The organism is Flavobacterium sp. FG19, assembly GCF_057809475.1.
This window is the reverse complement of the sequence record NZ_JBMDKA010000019.1, coordinates 42,315-61,498: the sequence shown is the minus strand read 5'-3', so window position 1 is coordinate 61,498 and position 19,184 is coordinate 42,315. Positions and strand designations below refer to the sequence as shown.

At 37.0% G+C, this 19,184-nt stretch carries 13 protein-coding genes and 2 tRNA genes; 10 read left to right on the top strand and 5 right to left on the bottom strand.

Annotation, left to right across the window (positions count from 1 at the left end):
- Positions 1-226 precede the first annotated feature (226 nt).
- From ACODST_RS18170 to ACODST_RS18140, 7 genes are all read left to right on the top strand, one after another.
- Positions 227-1,105: a helix-turn-helix domain-containing protein gene (locus ACODST_RS18170; protein ID WP_488933517.1), complete on the top strand. Its 879-nt coding sequence runs from the start codon at positions 227-229 to the stop codon at positions 1,103-1,105.
- Positions 1,106-1,415: 310 nt separating this feature from the next.
- Entirely contained in the window at positions 1,416-4,610 is a 3,195-nt protein-coding gene (locus ACODST_RS18165) for a SusC/RagA family TonB-linked outer membrane protein (RefSeq protein WP_488933516.1), read from the top strand.
- A gap of 12 nt (positions 4,611-4,622) precedes the next feature.
- Positions 4,623-6,221: a RagB/SusD family nutrient uptake outer membrane protein gene (locus ACODST_RS18160; RefSeq protein ID WP_488933515.1), complete on the top strand. Its 1,599-nt coding sequence runs from the start codon at positions 4,623-4,625 to the stop codon at positions 6,219-6,221.
- 17 nt (positions 6,222-6,238) lie between these two features.
- A complete protein-coding gene (locus ACODST_RS18155) occupies positions 6,239-7,297 on the top strand; it encodes an IPT/TIG domain-containing protein (RefSeq protein WP_488933514.1) in 1,059 nt (352 codons plus the stop codon).
- A 90-nt stretch (positions 7,298-7,387) separates the two neighbouring features.
- Entirely contained in the window at positions 7,388-8,620 is a 1,233-nt protein-coding gene (locus ACODST_RS18150) for a glycoside hydrolase family 27 protein (protein ID WP_488933513.1), read from the top strand.
- An 11-nt stretch (positions 8,621-8,631) separates the two neighbouring features.
- A complete protein-coding gene (locus ACODST_RS18145; RefSeq protein WP_488933512.1) occupies positions 8,632-9,597 on the top strand; it encodes a glycoside hydrolase family 5 protein in 966 nt (321 codons plus the stop codon).
- 590 nt (positions 9,598-10,187) lie between these two features.
- On the top strand, positions 10,188-11,261 hold the full coding sequence (locus ACODST_RS18140) for an outer membrane beta-barrel protein (RefSeq protein ID WP_488933511.1): 1,074 nt from the start codon (positions 10,188-10,190) through the stop codon (positions 11,259-11,261).
- A gap of 412 nt (positions 11,262-11,673) precedes the next feature.
- On the opposite strand, the gene ACODST_RS18135 is transcribed toward ACODST_RS18140, so the two are convergent.
- The 5 genes from ACODST_RS18135 to ACODST_RS18115 all read right to left on the bottom strand — a co-directional run bounded on the left by ACODST_RS18135 (position 11,674) and on the right by ACODST_RS18115 (position 17,286).
- Positions 11,674-12,579 (bottom strand): N-acetylmuramoyl-L-alanine amidase, encoded by a 906-nt coding sequence (locus tag ACODST_RS18135; protein ID WP_488933510.1) that lies wholly within the window; start codon positions 12,577-12,579, stop codon positions 11,674-11,676.
- 34 nt (positions 12,580-12,613) lie between these two features.
- A complete protein-coding gene (locus ACODST_RS18130; protein ID WP_488933509.1) occupies positions 12,614-13,153 on the bottom strand; it encodes a hypothetical protein in 540 nt (179 codons plus the stop codon).
- A gap of 41 nt (positions 13,154-13,194) precedes the next feature.
- The gene (gene rimO / locus ACODST_RS18125) at positions 13,195-14,508 is read right to left on the bottom strand and encodes a 30S ribosomal protein S12 methylthiotransferase RimO (protein WP_488933508.1); all 1,314 of its coding nucleotides are present in this window, start codon (positions 14,506-14,508) and stop codon (positions 13,195-13,197) included.
- 214 nt (positions 14,509-14,722) lie between these two features.
- Positions 14,723-16,231, bottom strand: coding sequence for an OmpP1/FadL family transporter (locus ACODST_RS18120; protein ID WP_488933507.1), 1,509 nt, complete (start codon positions 16,229-16,231; stop codon positions 14,723-14,725).
- Between the two features lie 47 nt (positions 16,232-16,278).
- Positions 16,279-17,286, bottom strand: coding sequence for a hypothetical protein (locus tag ACODST_RS18115; protein ID WP_488933506.1), 1,008 nt, complete (start codon positions 17,284-17,286; stop codon positions 16,279-16,281).
- Between the two features lie 102 nt (positions 17,287-17,388).
- Here ACODST_RS18115 and proS point away from each other — a divergent pair, with 102 nt between their 5' ends.
- The 3 genes from proS to ACODST_RS18100 all read left to right on the top strand — a co-directional run bounded on the left by proS (position 17,389) and on the right by ACODST_RS18100 (position 19,132).
- Positions 17,389-18,867 (top strand): proline--tRNA ligase, encoded by a 1,479-nt coding sequence (proS, locus tag ACODST_RS18110; RefSeq protein WP_488933505.1) that lies wholly within the window; start codon positions 17,389-17,391, stop codon positions 18,865-18,867.
- Between the two features lie 78 nt (positions 18,868-18,945).
- Positions 18,946-19,017, top strand: a tRNA-Glu gene (locus ACODST_RS18105).
- A 43-nt stretch (positions 19,018-19,060) separates the two neighbouring features.
- Positions 19,061-19,132, top strand: a tRNA-Glu gene (locus ACODST_RS18100).
- Positions 19,133-19,184: the final 52 nt, after the last annotated feature.

The following is a 19,184-nucleotide window of genomic DNA, read 5'->3' as shown; positions in this document are numbered from 1 at the left end:
GTTGTAATTTGGTATCGTTTTTTGGATAAAATTATTAAAACTATAAAAAGATCGCATATTAAAAATGATTAATGTTTATTATTAATACTGATATTATAAAGTTGATAATTCTATTTTTCAAAGATAAATTTATGTTTATCGTGTAATTAATATTATTTTATCAATTATATATCATATTATTGCAGGAAAAAATCAGATCAATATCACGCAAAAACAGATTTAAGAAATGAGTACCACTAAAAATTTTTATAGAGAAATAGCTCCGCTTTCAGCCGGGGACAGTTTTTTGGTCTTTGACAGGGTAAAAGACAGTTTTGATTTTCCGGTTCATTATCATCCCGAGTTTGAGATTAATTTTATTTTAAACGGTAAAGGAGTAAGGCGTGTAGTAGGTGATAATATTGAAGAAATTGATAATATAGAACTGGTTCTGATAGGACCTAATTTATATCACGGCTGGGAACTAAATAAATGTACCAATAAAAAAATCCACGAAATTACCATTCAGTTTCATAACGATCTGTTTCATGAATCGCTGTTGGCAAGACGTATTATGAACCCAATTCGGGATATGTTTAACCGTTCGATTCATGGTATTCTGTTCTCTAAAAAAACGGCCGAAGAGCTTACGCCAAGACTGGTAAGGCTTTCAAAATTAGATGGTATGGATTATTTTCTCGAAATTACTTCTTTATTATATGACCTGGCCAATTCCAGAAACCAGAGACTGCTTTCTACTTATACAGTAGATTATGATAAGTTTGACGACTACGACAAAATGAAGCTGGTTTACGAATATGTGCAGAAACATTTTGCAGATAAAATCACTTTGGAAGATGTGGCGAATGTGGCCAGTATGTCGATTATTTCTTTTAACCGTTTTATTAAAAAACGCACCGGAAAAACTTTTGTTAATTATATTAATGATATCCGTATTGGATATGCGGCACGATGGCTGGTTGAAAAAGATATGAGTGTTTCTGAGGTGGCTTTCAAATCCGGCTTTAATAATATTGCGAACTTCAATCGTAGTTTTAAAGCTATTAAAAATTGTACTCCGAGTCAGTATCGTGAGGATTTTTCCGGTTTAAAACGAATCTTATAGTGATACTTTTTTTGCATCACTGCGTATTATTTTTAACGAAATCGTTTGATTTTGCTGATTTCGTTAACTTTTATTTATAATTTATAGTTGTTCAGGGGTACTTCATTGCGAATAATTTATTTTTTATACAGTTTTATTTTGATATGTGTTTTTTTAAGGTGATATAGTAAAAATATTATCATTAAATGATGGAATACTATCGATTTGATAATTCCTTCTGTTATAGATTTGTTAAATAATTTCGAAGTAAAAGTTACTCTTTATTGCTTAATTAGAAAAGAAACAAATTTAAACTAACCAAACACTTATTATGAAAAAACTACTGACCAATTTTATTCATTGGAACGCTGGCCACAAAGCAGTTCCTTTGATGATGTTTTTATTACTGAGTAATTTTATTACTGCTCAGGTAAAAGTTTCGGGAACGGTATCCGATGAAAAAGGATTGTCCATTCCCGGTGCCAATATTTCTGTCGCAGGTTCGAAAGTATCTACTTCAACTGACTTTGACGGAAAATATACAATAGATGTTCCGGCTTCCGGAACTTTGGTATATTCATTTATCGGATTCAATACACAAAGGATAGCCGTAGATGGTAGAAAAACAATCAATGTAATTTTAAAATCAAGTGCCGAAGACCTGAAAGATGTTGTTGTAATTGGTTACGGTACACAAAAGAGAAAAGACGTAAATAGTGCTATTTCCAGTATTAGCTCAAAAGATATTGAAAATCTGAAAGTTGCATCATTTGATCAGATGATGCAGGGTAAAGCAGCCGGGGTTGTGGTTAATAGTAACTCTGGTGAACCTGGAAGTAACGTTTCGGTAAGAATTAGAGGGGTTTCTTCTTTAACGGGAACCAACGAACCTTTATATGTAATTGATGGTGTGCCAATTTCCGGAGATGCAAGAAACTCTTCTACATCCGGAAGAAATGCACAGGGAAATTCAAACTTTTCTAATAATGGTAATATCACACAAAGCCCTCTGGCGCTTATCAATCCAAGTGATATAGAATCGATTGACATTTTAAAAGATGCTTCGGCTACTGCTATTTACGGGTCGAGAGGAGCAAACGGGGTTATCATTGTAACGACAAAATCCGGTAAAAAAGGAACTGGTAAATTGTCTTTTGAAAACTCTTATACCATTAGTAACCTGCCAAAGAAATTACATTCTATGAACCTGCAGGAATATGCGAGACATCAGAATGCTTTATCAGCAGTTTACGATCCTACTTCTTACCGACCTGAATTTGCACATCCAGAACTTTTAGGAAAAGGAACGGACTGGCAGGATGCTATTTATGAAACCGGATTTATGAGTTCTAATCAGTTGTCTTTTTCTGGTGGAAAAGAAGGAGTGAATTACTATTTATCAGGAGGAGTTTTAAATCAGGAAGGTATTGTAATCGAATCCGGATTTAAAAGATATAACGTAAGAGCTAATATTGATGCTAAGGTAAATTCATTTATTAAAGTGGGAGTGAATATCAGCGGTGCTATTACAGATGAAAAATTAACGCTTAACGGACAGTTTAACGGAGTAGTAGCTACTTCATTACTGGCAACTCCGGATGTGGCGGTTCGTGAACTTTCAGGTGCTTTTGCGGGACCTCCTGCAGGTGGTGCTACATCATTTGTGAATCCGGTAGCGACTTCTTTATTAGGGTCTAATACATTGGTAAGAAAGAACTATTCCGGGAATTTTTATACGCAGGTTGATATCGTTAAAGGTTTGGAATACCGTTTTGAGGCTGGTGGTTATATCTATGATAATTTAGGTCAGCGATTTGATCCTATGTATTCATTAGGTAATGCTGTAAAAAGTTTTGCTAATTTATATTACAGCCCATCAAGTGGTAATTCATGGAACTTAAAAAACATGCTTACCTACCGAAATACGATTGGCAGACATAATTTTACCGTTTTGGCGGTTCAGGAGTCCAACAGAGCACATTGGGAAGGATATACTATTACCGGATATGGATATAAGGATAATAATGATAAAAGTTTAGCAGGTTCTGATTTGTCTAAAGCAGTTACAAACGGGGTATATTCAGGAACTCAGACTTTAGCTTCTTATTTAGGAAGGGTAGTATATGATTTTGGCGATAAATACAGTGTTACGGGAGCAGTAAGAACCGATGGATCTTCTAAGTTTTTCGTAGGAAATAAATGGGGTGTTTTTAGTTCGGCAAGCGGTTCGTGGAAGATTTCAAACGAATCTTTTATGGAAGGAACTAAAAAGTATGTTGACAATATTAAACTGAGAGCAGGATGGGGGCAGACCGGAAATAATCAGATTGGAAATAATTTATATGATTCTAACCTTCATTTGGTTAACAGTACAATGGGTACTTCTTATCTGCCGTCTAATACGGCCAATAAAGATCTGAAATGGGAAACACAGGAGCAGACCAACTTAGGTTTAGATTTTACGATGTTTGATTCTAAACTTTCAGCAACGGTAGATGTGTATCAAAAAGTTTCTAAAGACTTCTTGTACCAGGTTCCTCTTCCAAACTTTCTTTCCGGAGGTGGTGATTACGAGGGAGGTGTAAATCCGCCGTACTTTAACCTTGGAAGTATGAAAAATAAAGGTTTAGAGATCACTCTTTCTTATAACCAGCAGTTTACACCAAACTTCTCATGGAATGCCAGCGCTAACTTTACTAGCTATAAAAATGAAGTTACCAATATGGCAGGTTTAAATATTGTGAAAACAATGGGGACACTGGCTTACAATACTGTAACGGTATCGAGAACACAGGAAGGTCTTCCAATAGGTTCATTTGTGGGGTATGAAGCGACAGGTATTTACAGAACGGATGAAGATTTATTGACTTATGGGCATGAAACTGCGTCTGGGACACGTGTAATTCTGAAAAACGGAACGAACTCATTACTGCCAAACTTCCAGAAAGGAGATGTGATTTATAAAGATCAGAATAACGACGGTATTATTGATACTAAAGATTTAGTGCCAATTGGAAATCCAAACCCTAAGTTTACTTACGGATTTACCAATAATTTCAGATATAAAAATGTTGATTTATCTATTTTCCTTCAGGGAACTGCCGGAAATAAACTGATGAACTTAACCCGTATGTCAGGTACATTAAACAGTAATTTAGGAACCAATTATTTAACAGATGCTGCCGATTTTTATTCAGCAGATAATTTAGATGCATCATTACCAAGACCTTCTGCTTATAATGATATTAACAATGCGGTTTCGTCACGTATAATAGAGGACGGTTCCTACTTAAGAATTCAGAACGTAACTTTAGGATACTCTCTGCCTTCTGATATCATTTCAAAAATGAGATTGTCAAGATTAAGAATTTATGCTTCCGGACAAAACTTATACACTTTTACAAAGTATAAAGGATATGATCCTGAGGTGGGAGCTTATAATCAGGATGCATTATTGTCAGGGGTTGATAACGGACGTTATCCGGTACCAAGACAAATAACTTTTGGGTTTAATGTTGAATTTTAATACGAAATTAATATGAAAAATATAATAAAGAGAAGTGGTGCTGTTGCTTTAACACTGCTGATGTTAATGTCTTCTTCCTGCTCTCAGGAATTTTTAGATGTGCCTGCAGAGGGAGTTCCAACGATTGGTAACTATTACGATTCAGATGTGAAACTGGATAATGCCAGTAACGGACTTTATGGAATCGTATGGTTTAATATGAACAAAGAAGGTTTTTATGGTATTACCGATGTTATTTCTGGTAATATGTACGCAGGGCCTTATAATGAGTTCGGAAAATTCACAGACTTAAGTTTTACGAATTCGCAGTCTTTTATCGGAGATTCATGGAGATCCTGCTTTGGGGCAGTTGCCAATTGTAATTCTTATATCAATTTACTGCCGCAGAGTGTTGGGCCTGAAGTAAGTAAAGAAGCCTTGAATAATGCTTTGGGAGAAATGCATTTTATCAGAGCGTTCTCTTATTTCTTTCTGGTAAGATTATGGGGAAATGTGCCAATTATCGAAAACAATGCCGATTACTCTAAAAACTTTGTGATTCCAAGTAATCCGGTTTCAGATGTATACACTTTTATAGAGAATGACTTGAAATTTGCGATTGGCAATTTAAGATCTAAAAACAGAGGTTCTGATTATGCTGCTAATGCACACGTGTCAAGCGGTTCTGCGAAAGCACTTTTGGCAAAAGTATACTTGTATCAGAAAAAATATGATCTGGCCAGAGCAATGGCTCAGGAAGTAATTAACAGTGGTGAGTTTAAATTACTGGGAGGAGAAGAATTACCAACGAAATCTTTTGCCGATTTATGGCTTCAGAAAAATAATAATAATGAAGAATCTATCTTTTCATGGCAATGGACAGGTGCCGGAACTTATTTTGAAGGAAACTTTTCCAATACTTTATTTGCTCCTGAAAACAGACTGGTAGAAACGTCTTATTCCGGACAGATTGCTCCGTCTCAGGATTTAATTCATAATGTGTATGAGCCTGGAGATAAAAGAAGATCCGAAACTTTCATGCTTCCGGGAGATTATTATCCAAACCTGACCTATGCACAAACACTGGCGGTAGATTCTCCAAAACTTTTGGGATATACATTTGAAGAAGAAAATGAAGCTCAAAATTCAGGTGCTGGCCTGAAAAAATATGTAATTGGAAAAGAAAATCTTCCTATTACAGGACCTTTTAATGCGCCATTTAACGGAGAAAGCAGTATGAACAGTTATATGATGCGTTATGCCGAATTGCTTTTAATTCATGCCGAAGCTATATTAGGATCGCAAACCGGAAGTACTTCTGATCCGGCTGCTTTAAAATCATTTAATGCTGTTCGCAAAAGAGCTGGGCTGCCAATAAAAGCCTCTATTTCGTTTGATGATATCTTTAAAGAAAGACGTGCTGAATTAGCCTGCGAAGGAGATTATTATTTTGATTTAGGCCGTCTGCCGTTTGATAAAGCCAAAGCTATTTTAGAAGCTCAGAACAGAGGAGATAAAAATACGCCAAAGTACATTACGATTTCGGCTTCGAACCTTTTACTGCCTTATCCTGCAGATGATTTAATCAAAAATCCAAAATTAACAGAAGTAGCACCGTATACTTTTAAATAATTTTTAAAAATAAAAAGATGAAAAATATAAAAATTGTTTCGTTAGCAGCATGCATGGCATGGATGTTAGCTCTGACGCTTTTTACTTCTTGTTCAAGTGATGACAATGGAGGAGATGTTTATACCGGTGCTCCTGTAATAGAATCTGTTATGCCGTCAGGATATAATGAAGACGGAAGTCTTAAGCCTTTAACCCCGGTTACGCTGGTAGATCCGAAAAATTATTATGTAATTCACGGAAAAGGACTGCTTACTACGAAAAAAGTTTATTTTAATGATTTTGAAACGTATTTCAGACCAACATTTGTAACTGATACAGATATTATTATACTGGTTGATGAGGATACGCCTTATGCCAATGCTTCTAATCAGTTAAAAGTGGTTACAGAGAGAGGAACCGTTGTTTACGATATAACAGTTGCGCCTCCGGTACCTACCTTCAGCGGTTTCAATTTTATAAATTGTTCCGAAGGAGATCAGGTAACTATTAAAGGTAAATATTTCCTGGATCCTGTCGTTACGCTCGCCGAAACATCAACACAGCCTGCAGTTCCTGTTACGGTATTGTCTTCTACTTTAGAGCAGATAGTAGTGAAAATACCGGCAAATGCTAATCATAGATACCTTTCTGTAGCTAATATATCGGGATCTGCCGTATCAAAAGAAGCAATCGGAACAGCATTGTATGATGATGTATTGTATGGTGTGCAGTGGGGAGGTCCATGGGCCGGAAAAGGAGTAGATTTTGATTATACCGTAGATAAATATCAGGGTGAAAAAGCTTGGAAATGGGAATTTGGACAATGGGATGGAGGAAACTGGGGTTTCAATGTTGATTTAACTCCGTACAAAGCATTACGTATTGCTATTAAAGGTTCCAAAACCGGACGTGTTAATTTCAGTGTAAACGGTGGTGTAAACTATGTGTTGCCGGTTACGACATCCTGGGTGTACCTGGAAATTCCTTTTAGTGAATTAGGAAATCCAACGAGTTTAACAATGCTTACTTTCCAGGAATCAAATAATGATGGCGGTAATACGGTATTATTTGATGATATTGGATTTGTATTAAAATAAAAGAATTGCTTTTTTGAGTTAGTTTGAGATATTCCCTGATTGAAAAATTAGGGAATATCTTTTTTATAGTATGTTTTTAATTAGAATAAAATGAAGAAAATAGTTTTAGGAATACTGCTGAGTGTTTCAGTTTTAGGCTTTGGTCAGGGGAACACGCATACACAAACAGCCGGAAAATTTGAAGGACTTGCCATGACACCGCCTATGGGATGGAATTCATGGAATACCTTTGCAACTAATATTGATGAAAAGCTCGTAAAAGAAACTGCCGATATTATGGTTTCGTCCGGAATGGCCGCTGCAGGTTATACCTATATAGTATTAGACGACGGCTGGATGACAAAAGAACGGGATGTTAATGGTGATCTGGTTCCGGATCCGGTTAAATTTCCTAATGGAATGAAAACGGTTATCGATTATGTACACAGTAAGGGATTGAAGTTTGGTTTGTACAATTGTGCCGGAACGCAGACTTGTGCCGGTTATCCGGGAACAAGAGGATATGAATACCAGGATGCCCGCTTTTATGCCAGATTAGGAATTGATTTTTTAAAATATGACTGGTGTAATACAAAAGGCATTACCGCACCCGAAGCCTATACTACAATGAGTAACGCACTTAAAACAGCCGGAAGGCCAATCGTTTTCAGTCTTTGCGAATGGGGAGACAACCAGCCCTGGGAGTGGGGGAAACCGGTTGGAAATCTTTGGAGGATTTCCGGAGATATTTATCCTTGCTTTGACTGTGAATTCAAACATCCCGAAAACTGGTCTTCCTGGGGTTTTATGAAAATTGCCGAAATGCGCAAAGACATTCGTAAATATTCAGGCCCCGATCACTGGAATGATTTTGATATGATGGAAGTAGGGAACGAAATGAATGATACTGAAGATAAATCGCATTTTGCGATGTGGTGTATGTTGTCGTCTCCGCTTATTGCCGGAAATGATTTCAGAAAAATGTCTAAAGAGACTTTAGCGATTTTAACCAATAAAGAGTTGATTGCTGTAAATCAGGATAAACTGGGGGTTCAGGGATTTAAGCATTCTGCAGAAGAAGGTCTGGAAGTTTGGGTGAAACCCCTGTCTGACGGGAATTGGGCGGTTACTTTCCTAAATAGAAGTGATGTTGTTAAAAAAATCAATTTTGACTGGAAAAAGAATCCAATAAAAGACGTAGATTTCGGCTATGAAGCTGATTTTGATAAAACTACGTTCAAAATTAAAAACCTTTGGACCAATAAGGAGGCCGGAACTACTAAAAAGAATTTCACGGCTCAATTGGCTTCTCATGATTGCATAACATTGAAATTGTCTCTTTAAAATTAAATAGTATGATGAAGTTTAAAAGGTTAATTACAATTGTATTGATACTAATGTGCAGTTTTCTGAAAGCACAGTTTGTTAAAAAACACGGTCAGCTGGGGCTTTTGGGAACGCAGCTGGTCGATCAGAACAATGAACCCATAGTTTTGCGGGGATTAAGTTTTGGATGGCACAGCATGTGGCCGAGGTTTTATAACGAAAAAGCAGTCAGCTGGCTTAAAAAGGATTTTAACTGCAATGTAGTGCGGGCTGCGATGGGAATAGAACTGGGGGACTACTCCTATAATAATGATCCGCAATTTTCAAAAGAAAAGATTGAAGCTGTTATAAATGGAGCAATTAAGTCAGATATATATGTAATTATCGATTGGCACAGTCATAATGTGAATTTAAAAGAAGCCAAAGCTTTTTTTGCAGAGATGTCAAAAAAGTATGGAAAATACCCTAATATCATTTATGAAATATTTAATGAGCCGGATTACGAAACCTGGTGGGAGGTAAAAAACTATGCCGAAGAAGTGATTGCTGCTATCAGGGAAAATGATCCGAATAATATTATTTTAGTGGGAAGTCCGCATTGGGACCAGGATGTGGACCTTGCGGCTGAGGATCCTGTTTCGGGATACCGTAATATAATGTATACCATGCATTTTTATGCAGCAACACATGGTAAAGAATTACGTGACAGAACTGATAACGCCATAAAGAAAGGACTGCCCGTATTTATATCAGAATCTGCCGGAATGGAAGCTTCCGGTGATGGTCCTTTAAATATAAAAGCATGGCAGGAATATATTGACTGGATGGAAGCTAAAAAACTAAGCTGGATCACCTGGTCTGTCTCAGATAAAGACGAAACCTGCTCCATTTTAAAGAAATCAGCAAAATCAGAAGGGAAATGGAAAGACGAAGATTTAAAAGAGTCAGGGATTAAGGTTCGTGAGTTTTTAAGAAAATATAATAATCAGGAATAAAAAAGTCCTCCTGAAAGCAAAAGCCTGTTCCTGTTCCGGACAGGCTTTTTTTGTTTAAACAGTTTCAATAAGCAGATAGGTCAGGGATTTACTAAGTAATTTCAGCTGTCTTGTTTTTGTAGGAATTTTTATTGAGTATGGTTTGGTTTTTCTTTCTTTATTTTGAAGCAGTATTTTTTTATTTAAATTTTTATTTTTGGAAACACCCCTGTTTTTTATAGGGGTGTTTGTTTTTTAATGATTCTTTTTGAAAGTTTTTGTCTTTATTTTGTATGTTAAAATTGTTTTAGCCCTTTGTTTTGGAGAAAAACTCTTAAAATTTTGTTGTTAAATTTTCAAAAACAAAACGCTATAAATATCAAATAACGATTATTGAGAGTTTAATTTTTGTAATCCGTAATTCTTCGTTCAAAACGTCAAAAAAGTACTTTCTGATTATTCTACTCATACAAAAGTTAATAAATTCGCTAATGAAAATGAAGGGGTTTTAGCAGGAGATTCAGGGTTTTAAAAATGACTTATACTATTAAACTAGATATATAAACGATTAACTAACCAAAATCAATTAATAACTAAAAACCAATTAACACATGAAAAAAGTTTTTTACGTTTTAGCTGCCACGTTAACGAGTTCTTTTGCTTTTGCGCAGGAGGATGAAACAGCAACTCCGCCAGCAACCACATGGGGAGGGTCTGCAGATGCCTATTACAAATATGATTTTTCTAAACAAATGAACGGATTAACGAGCTTTACCAACTCGCAGGATTCATTTGAATTAGGGATGGCTTCGATTGAAGCAGCTCATACTTTTGGAAAAGGTTCTGTTTTTGTAGACTTAGGTTTCGGGAAAAGAGCAGGAGAGTTTTCATATAATGAGACAACAGATAAAGATATAAACGCTAAATTTTTAATTAAACAATTATTTTTCACCTACCAGATTACAGACGAATTTAAAGTTGTTGCGGGTAGTTTTGGTACACACATCGGATATGAGGTGCTGGATGCAGTCGATAACAAAAACTACAGTATGTCTTATGCTTTTTCTTACGGTCCGTTCTTTAATACCGGGGTTAAAGCGCAGTATACTTCAGGAAAATTCACTGCTATGCTGGGTATAACAAATCCAACTGATTTTAAATCGGCGATGGATGCAGGTTCTACTCAAAAAACCTATATCGGACAAGTGGGCTATATTGGAGAAACAGGAAGTGCTTATCTTAATTTTACTTCCGGAAGCAGCAACCCTGCATCTGAAGATAATAAAACACAGTTTGACCTGACTGCTTCTAAAACTATTACAGATAGTTTCGGACTTGGATTAAATGCAACTTATGCTAAAACTAAAAATGATTTTGATAGTACTTTAGACGGAGAATGGTTCTCGGTAGTAGGGTATGCTAACTATTCATTCAATCCGTCATTGCTTTTAGCTTACAGAATGGAGTACTTCGATGCTAAAGATGCTGCTCCGCTAAGTTTAGGATCATTAACAGGATCTAGTGTATTTGCCAATACTATTTCTTTAAACTATAAAGTAGGGAAACTGACTATAATTCCCGAGTTAAGATATGACGCTGCTTCTGAAGATATCTTTTTGGACAAAGATGCTGCTCCGACAGGAGGATCTTTCTTCGGATTAATTGCTACAACATACTCATTCTAGAGATAAAGATTGATATTTTTTTTTTTTTTTTGGAGCTGTCGAAACATACTAATGTTTTGGCAGCTTTTTTAATTTAAAAGAATTTGAGGGTTTGAGGTTTTTGTACAGGAGTTCTTTTTATAAGAGAATAAAAGTAAAAAGGAAGTATTGATCATGAAGGGTATAGTTTTAAAAAAAGGACAACTTCTTACATGACATAAAGATGAAAACAGATCTATAGCAGAGTCATGAATAGCTAAAGATTTTTATGTATTGATCTAAAATAACACTACAGGTATGTTATTTACAATGAATGAAAATGTTGAAGGCAGGTCAGTCTTAAAAAGTGAAATTCGAGAGAAATTTGAAGAATAAAAAAACGCATTTCAGGAATTAAGAAATGCGTTTGATGTTATGGTTTTCAGACTTTTGTTTATTGTGTCTGTTTTTTATAAATCGAATAAATAGTATCGATTGTTTTTCGATCTAAAGTTGAGGTTGCATCAGTCTGAATATAATGTAATTTAAAAGCCTGAATCGCTGCTGAAAGGTTTTTGGTGTTATAGCCAATAATTCGTAAAGCCGGTTCGATTTTGAAATCAAAAGGAGCTTCTTCGAGAACAGCATCCGGCCAGATTCCAAAACCTTTTTCAGCTAAGGTTTTCCAAGGAAACAAAGCGCTTGGGTCCTGTTTTCTTCCCGGTGCTATATCGGCATGGCCTAAAAAGTTTTGGGTCGGGATATTGTAATCTTTTTTCAGTTTGGTCAACAAGGCCACTAAACTGCTGATTTGTGCTTCTGTAAAAGGTTTGAAACCATTGTTGTCCAGTTCAATTCCTATTGAAGAAGAATTCAGGTCTGTGTTTTTTCCCCAGGTTGAATTTCCAGCATGCCAGGCGCGTAAGTAATCATTTAACATCTGAACCACTTTCCCATTCTCCGAAATAATATAGTGAGAGCTAACCTGTGTTCTGGTTTTGGTAAAAGTATTTATAGTCTGCTGCAGCGAGTCCTGGGCGGTATGGTGGATAATGACAAAGCTTGGCTTTCTTAAGTTAAAATTGACAGTTCCAATCCATTCCGTACTGATTCCGTTTAATAAAGAAGTAGACCCCGTTTTTGATAAAGTATCTTTTACGATACCCAGTTGCGAGGCGTAAGTAGTATCAATAATTACAGGGCTTATTGCCGGAATCGCCTGCGCTTCTTTACTTGTGATTTGATTTTCTAAAGTCTTTAGCTGCTGGTCGTATGCCTTTTCAGTAGTTTTATAAGGATTTGTAGAGCAAGAAGTAATAATAATTGCTAAAACCAAATAACAAAAATGTTTTTTTACCATGATGAGTTGTATTTTACAATAAAATCAGGAATACTTATTCCTGAATATTTTCAACTGGTTTTTCTTCCTCTTTATTGTCCTTGTCCTTATCTTTTTTCTTTTTTGACTTCGTTTTTTTGATTTCTTTAAAATTATCCATGAAACTGGTGTATTTTTCAACCTGATTCGGATTCAGAAAGGCTGTCACTTTTTTATTGGTACTCTCTCTTAAAGCTTTGATCTGCTCGATTTTTTGATCCTGACTGCTGCTTTCGTTTTTTAGAAGTATTCCCTGCTCTCTTAAGCTGTCAGCAAAAACATTAGTTATGGCAATGGTTTGAAGTTCATCAAGACCAACCACCGGTTTCATCTGTTCTACGATTTTAGCAGCTGTTTCTTCTACAGGTATTTCTTTAGGTTTGCTTGGAGTACTTTGAGGTCCCTGCATCATGCTTCTGTCCATACCCATTCCGCTGCCTCGGCCGTATCCGTTTCCATAACCATTGTTGTAGTATCCGTTTCCGTATTGTGCTGAAACCGTGTTGAAACAGAACAGTATAAAAACCAGAATAATTAAGTTTTGAGTTGGTTTCATAAAAGTATTTTTGTCTTAGTTAACAATTGATTACGGTAAATTTAAGCAGGTTCTCCGTATAAATCAAATTCTGTTGCTTCAATTATCTTGATATTAACAAATTCACCGGTTTTTACATAATGTTTAGAAGCGTCAATTAATACTTCGTTGTCAACATCCGGGCTGTCAAACTCCGTTCTGCCTACAAAATGTGCACCTTCTTTTCGGTCAATAATACATTTAAATACTTTCCCAACTTTTTCCTGATTCAGATCCCAGGAGATTTGAGATTGTAATTCCATGATTTCATTAGCTCTGGCTTGTTTTACATCATCCGGTACATCGTCTTCCAGTAAATAAGCATGAGTGTTTTCTTCGTGCGAATAAGCAAAACATCCCATTCGGTCGAATTTCATTTCCTGAACAAAATCTTTTAAAATTTCAAAATCTTCCTGAGTTTCTCCCGGATATCCAACAATTAAAGTGGTTCTGATAGCCATTCCCGGAACTGCTGCACGGAAATCTTTCAAAAGCTGTGTTGTTTTAGCCTGAGTTGTACCGCGGCGCATCGATTTTAAGATCGAATCTGAAATGTGCTGTAACGGAATGTCGATATAATTACAGATTTTAGGTTCGCGTTTCATGATTTCCAGTACGTCCATCGGGAAACCTGTAGGGAATGCATAATGCAGGCGGATCCATTCAATACCTTCTACTTTTACTAAAGCTTCCAGCAATTCTCCAAGATTCCTTTTTTTGTACAGGTCTAATCCGTAATAGGTTAAGTCCTGAGCGATCAGGATTAGTTCTTTAACACCGTTTTTGGCAAGACCTTCTGCTTCTTTAACCAATTTTTCAATTGGCTGTGAAACGTGAGAACCTCTCATTAACGGAATGGCGCAAAAACTGCACGGTCTGTCGCAGCCCTCTGCAATTTTTAAATAAGCGTAATTTTTAGGAGTTGTCGTTAATCTTTCTCCTAATAATTCGTGTTTATAATCGGCTCCTAAAGCTTTTAAGAGTTGTGGTAATTCAGTGGTTCCAAAATACTGGTCTACATTCGGAATTTCTTTTTCTAAATCCGGTCTGTAACGTTCAGACAAACATCCGGTAACAAAAACTTTATCAACTAAACCTTTATCTTTTTTATCAGCATATTCCAATATCATGTTTACTGATTCTGCTTTGGCATTATCAATAAAGCCACAAGTGTTTATTACAATAATGTTTCCTTCGTCTTTTGCTTTGGCTTCATGGGTAACTTCTTTACCGTTTGCACGAAGCTGTCCCATAAGCACTTCACTGTCATATACATTTTTTGAACACCCAAGAGTGATTACATTAATTTTGTTCTTTTTTAAAGACTTGGTTCTCATACTTTTATAAATTGGAGTGCAAAATTACACTTTTTTATTCAAACACCATTAGTTTCGGGTTCTTTTAGATGTTTTTTATGAAGCTGATCCTGCTGTGCGCTTGTATCTTTTTCCCGCTAAAGAAGCGGGAAAAAGGATACCGCTTCCATCAGGGCTAAAAAAAATCCGCCAGATAACACCTGACGGAAATTTTCATTCATCTATTTAGATTTAATTACAATTCGAATAATACGGTCAATGAAACATTATTTAGACTTGAATTTATATTGGCTCCGTCTGTAAAACCTCTGTTGAAGAAAGGCTGATTTGATTTTCTTTCCAGATAAGAATAAGCTAAGTCTAATTTAGTAGAGCCAAAACTGTACCCAAGACCTCCTGAATAACTGGTTAAGTCTCCAATTGTAGTTCCGTTTTTATAAGGGCTGCCTTCAAATCGGTAACCGCCTCTTAAGCTCAGTCTTTTTATTTTGTATTCTGCTCCAACCCGTAATTCACCATTACTGGTCAACTGATTGCTTATGGTGCTGTTGGTTTCTCTGAAATCAGGGTCGCTGGTTGGTTTAAATTTTGTATTCCCGTAATCTTTTATAGCATAATCGATACTTAGTAAACCCGATTTTCCAAAAACATAAGCGGCACTAAAGGTGAATTTTCCCGGAGTTTGTAAGGTATAACGATCATATGCATTGATGATGTTAGGATTGTTGTCGTAATGATTAAGTACTCCTCCTGTGGCTTCTGTTGTGGTGTATAAACTTTGTGAAAGTTCGTCGTAAAGTTCGTACCATGTATTGGATTCGTAAGCTAATCCAAGTCTGAAAGCTTCGGTTACTTTGGCAATTGCTCCTAATTGAAAAGAGAAGCCGTTCCCATAGGTATACAATTCGTTGTTGAATCTTATATCAGAAATAGTTTCTTCTCCGGTAAGTGGAGCATTGTTGAATTCGTAAAAACTGCTTGATCTTCGGTAGTCTGTAACATGCACATTTAAGTTAGCTCCCAGATAAATACGATCTTTGTATGAGGTAGCTATATTGAAGCTTATTTTGCTGTTGTATCCTCTGGCGTAAACTTCGTTTTCCTGATAATAACCTGCTCCTGAAGGGACATTTGTAATGTATTGCGTGTTTTCGCTGTCATTAGGATTTACAGGTAATATAACTTTTCCGAAATAACCAAAAGCTGCCTGCTGCTCATAATAGAACTGATCGCGATACGGAATCTGTGCGATGTCGCCCAGCGGAACTCCGTCTGCATAAGCCAGAAAATAATTGCCTATAGAGTTGTTTGGATTTCTTCCTGTAGAAAAAGTATTGCTGTTAAAGTTATTAGTGTTTTCGTAACTTGCTCCAATAGCAATTTTGTTCCATCCGTTATTAGGATTGCGGTCTTTAAAAACAAAAATACCTCCTGCCTGGTTCAGAATAAAAGAGTTGTCGTTTTTGCTGGTGCTGCCGCCGTTTAAATATTGTGACTGATTAGAGATATCCTGATTGCTCAACGTAATGCCGACCTGATTGTTGTTGAAGACGGCAGATCCGGCGGGATTGACTGTGATGGCTGATAAATCTCCTCCTACTGCTCCAAAAGCACCACCCATCGCTCTGAAACGGGCTGTTCCGGTAATGTTGTCCTGTGCATAACGTACAGCGTCAGAAATATCCTGAGAATAAGACATGCTGATAGTTAGTCCTGTGATAAATAGGAAATATATTTTTTTCATTTGGTAAGTATTTAATGTAATATTAGATTAACAAAAGAAGGAAAATGTTACCTTCTTCCGCCACCGCCGCCGTAAGATCTTCCACCACCTCCGCCGCCGCCAGAGGATCTCATGCTTCCTCCGCCGCTGTTCATAGAACGAGAAGGGCTTGGAGAGTAGGTTCTCGACGGAGCACTATTGCTGCTGTTGTTGTAGCTTCTGTTTGTGGTGGTACCAGATGATGATCTTCTGGAGTAGTCATAAGTACTGTTTTGACCCTGTGAATAACTTCTTCTGTTGGTGAAAGTAGGACTTGTACTATTGTAAGTTCTGCCATTTATTGAAGAACTTCTTCTGTAGTCAGAATAGCCATTTGATCTGTTGGTGTAATTTCTGTTTGTCGTGTAGCTGTTTCTGTTGGAAGAATAGCTTCGGTTTGACATGTAGTTTCTGTTATTGTAGGAGTAATTTCTGTTGTAAGCATAATTTCTTCCTCCGTAATAAGCAGCAGAACCTCTTCTGCCGTAGCTGTAAGAATAGTTTCCGTAATAACCGGATCCCCAGTATCCCGGATATCCCCATCCAGGTCCCCAGTATCCCGGATAACCCCAGGCGTAACCAGGATATCCCCATCCGGCTCCCCAATAACCTCCCCAGTATCCGCCATATCCCCATCCGTATCCGTAGTAAGGATATCCCCATCCAAAGCCTAATGACCATGTTGGGTTTGTATAAACGTTTACTGAGACGTCAGAATTGCTGCTTCCCCACGCAGGATAGGCAGCTGAAGCAGTCTGTGTGCTGTCGCTTTCAGAATAATTACCATAATTATCTACATCGGTGAAAATTTCAGTTGGCTGATCTTCATCTTGTAATGATCTGAAATAGTCTTTATATTGATTATTTGCGCTGGTGGTGTTTGTTTGAGCATATCTGTTGGTAGAATTACCGTAAACACCATCACTGTCGTAATAAGAGGTGTTTTGGTAAGAACCACATGATGCTAGCAGAAAACTCAGTAATCCAATTAAGTAAAAACGACTTGAGTTTTGGCGGAGAGTAGTATAAGTTTTCATATCTGTGGTGTTTTTTATTGTTGCACATTACAAAAATAGTTAGTTTTGTCAAACTATTTAGTTAAAATTATTTAAAACAAAATTTGTGCCAAACTATATAATATGAGTAAGAACCTTACTACACGATCAGAAGACTATTCCAAGTGGTATAATGAGCTGGTTGTTAAAGCAGATTTAGCTGAAAATTCAGGAGTTAGAGGGTGTATGGTGATCAAACCATACGGCTATGCTATTTGGGAAAAAATGCAGGCAGAATTAGACAGAATGTTTAAGGAAACCGGGCATCAAAATGCCTATTTCCCTTTGTTTGTTCCTAAGAGCATGTTTGAGGCTGAAGAGAAAAATGCAGAAGGATTTGCAAAAGAATGCGCTGTTGTAACACATTACAGATTAAAAAACGATGAGGAAAGACCGGGAAAACTAATGGTGGATCCTAATGCGAAATTAGAAGAAGAACTTATCGTGCGTCCAACAAGTGAGGCAATTATCTGGTCTACCTATAAAGGATGGGTTCAGTCTTACAGGGATTTACCTTTGTTGATTAATCAATGGGCCAATGTGGTTCGCTGGGAAATGCGTACGCGCTTGTTTTTGAGAACTGCTGAGTTTTTATGGCAGGAAGGACATACGGCTCACGCTACAAAAGCAGAAGCTTTGGAAGAGTCTGAAAAAATGATGAATGTCTATGCTGATTTTGCTGAAAATTTCATGGCGATTCCGGTTGTAAAAGGTTTTAAAACAGAAAGCGAGCGTTTTGCGGGTGCGGATGAAACGTATTGTATTGAAGCGTTAATGCAGGATGGAAAAGCGTTACAGGCCGGAACATCTCACTTTTTAGGTCAGAACTTTGCTAAAGCATTTGATGTGAAGTTTGCTAATGCAGAAGGAAAACAGGAGCATGTTTGGGGGACTTCATGGGGCGTGTCTACACGTTTGATGGGTGCTTTAATTATGACGCATTCTGATGATCAGGGGCTGGTGCTGCCTCCAAATTTAGCGCCAATTCAGGTGGTTGTCGTTCCTATTCATAAAACAGAAGAACAATTAGCTGAGATTACGGCTGCGGTTAATGAACTGACTGCGAAACTGCGAAAACTGAAAATTTCGGTGAAGTATGACGACAGGACTACTCAGAAACCAGGATTTAAATTTGCAGAATGGGAATTAAAAGGAGTTCCTGTTCGAATTGCAGTTGGTCCAAAGGATTTAGAAAACGGAACTTTTGAGGTGGCCAGACGTGATAATTTGACAAAAGAAGTTGTTGCAAGCGAAAATATTGTTAATCATATCAATGATCTTTTGGAGCAGATTCAAAAGGATTTATTTGACAGAGCTTTGACTTATCGTAATACGCATATTACAGAAGTGAATAACTTTGAGGAGTTTAAGGAAGTTTTAGAAGGTAAAGGAGGATTTATTTCTGCTCATTGGGACGGAACTGCTGAAACCGAAGAAAAGATAAAAGATTTGACAAAAGCAACGATTCGCTGCATACCTTTAGATGCTGTTGAAGAGGCGGGAACCTGTGTGTTTACTGGGAATCCATCTTCTAAAAGAGTGCTTTTTGCTAAGGCTTATTAAAAAAAGATAAAAAAAATAGCATCTGCTATTGTGCAGCTAAAAAATAGATGTATCTTTGCATCCGCATTAGAGAAGCACGGTCCGTTCGTCTATCGGTTAGGACGCCAGGTTTTCATCCTGGTAAGGGGGGTTCGATTCCCCCACGGACTACAAGTTATATTACATATTGAAAGTTTCCAACTTAGGAGAATCAGGTCCGTTCGTCTAGGGGTTAGGACGCCAGGTTTTCATCCTGGTAACAGGGGTTCGATTCCCCTACGGACTACAAAATTAGTTGTAAATAAGTTTTGTAAAATAAAAATTGGTGTCTCGGTTTT

Coding starts and splice junctions, on each gene's coding strand:
- ACODST_RS18145 (WP_488933512.1), top strand. CDS start 8,632: ATGATGAAGTTTAAAAGGTTAATTACAATTGTATTGATACTAATGTGC.
- ACODST_RS18165 (WP_488933516.1), top strand. CDS start 1,416: ATGAAAAAACTACTGACCAATTTTATTCATTGGAACGCTGGCCACAAA.
- ACODST_RS18160 (WP_488933515.1), top strand. CDS start 4,623: ATGAAAAATATAATAAAGAGAAGTGGTGCTGTTGCTTTAACACTGCTG.
- proS (WP_488933505.1), top strand. CDS start 17,389: ATGAGTAAGAACCTTACTACACGATCAGAAGACTATTCCAAGTGGTAT.
- ACODST_RS18155 (WP_488933514.1), top strand. CDS start 6,239: ATGAAAAATATAAAAATTGTTTCGTTAGCAGCATGCATGGCATGGATG.
- ACODST_RS18130 (WP_488933509.1), bottom strand. CDS start 13,153: ATGAAACCAACTCAAAACTTAATTATTCTGGTTTTTATACTGTTCTGT.
- ACODST_RS18135 (WP_488933510.1), bottom strand. CDS start 12,579: ATGGTAAAAAAACATTTTTGTTATTTGGTTTTAGCAATTATTATTACT.
- ACODST_RS18170 (WP_488933517.1), top strand. CDS start 227: ATGAGTACCACTAAAAATTTTTATAGAGAAATAGCTCCGCTTTCAGCC.
- ACODST_RS18115 (WP_488933506.1), bottom strand. CDS start 17,286: ATGAAAACTTATACTACTCTCCGCCAAAACTCAAGTCGTTTTTACTTA.
- ACODST_RS18120 (WP_488933507.1), bottom strand. CDS start 16,231: ATGAAAAAAATATATTTCCTATTTATCACAGGACTAACTATCAGCATG.
- ACODST_RS18140 (WP_488933511.1), top strand. CDS start 10,188: ATGAAAAAAGTTTTTTACGTTTTAGCTGCCACGTTAACGAGTTCTTTT.
- rimO (WP_488933508.1), bottom strand. CDS start 14,508: ATGAGAACCAAGTCTTTAAAAAAGAACAAAATTAATGTAATCACTCTT.
- ACODST_RS18150 (WP_488933513.1), top strand. CDS start 7,388: ATGAAGAAAATAGTTTTAGGAATACTGCTGAGTGTTTCAGTTTTAGGC.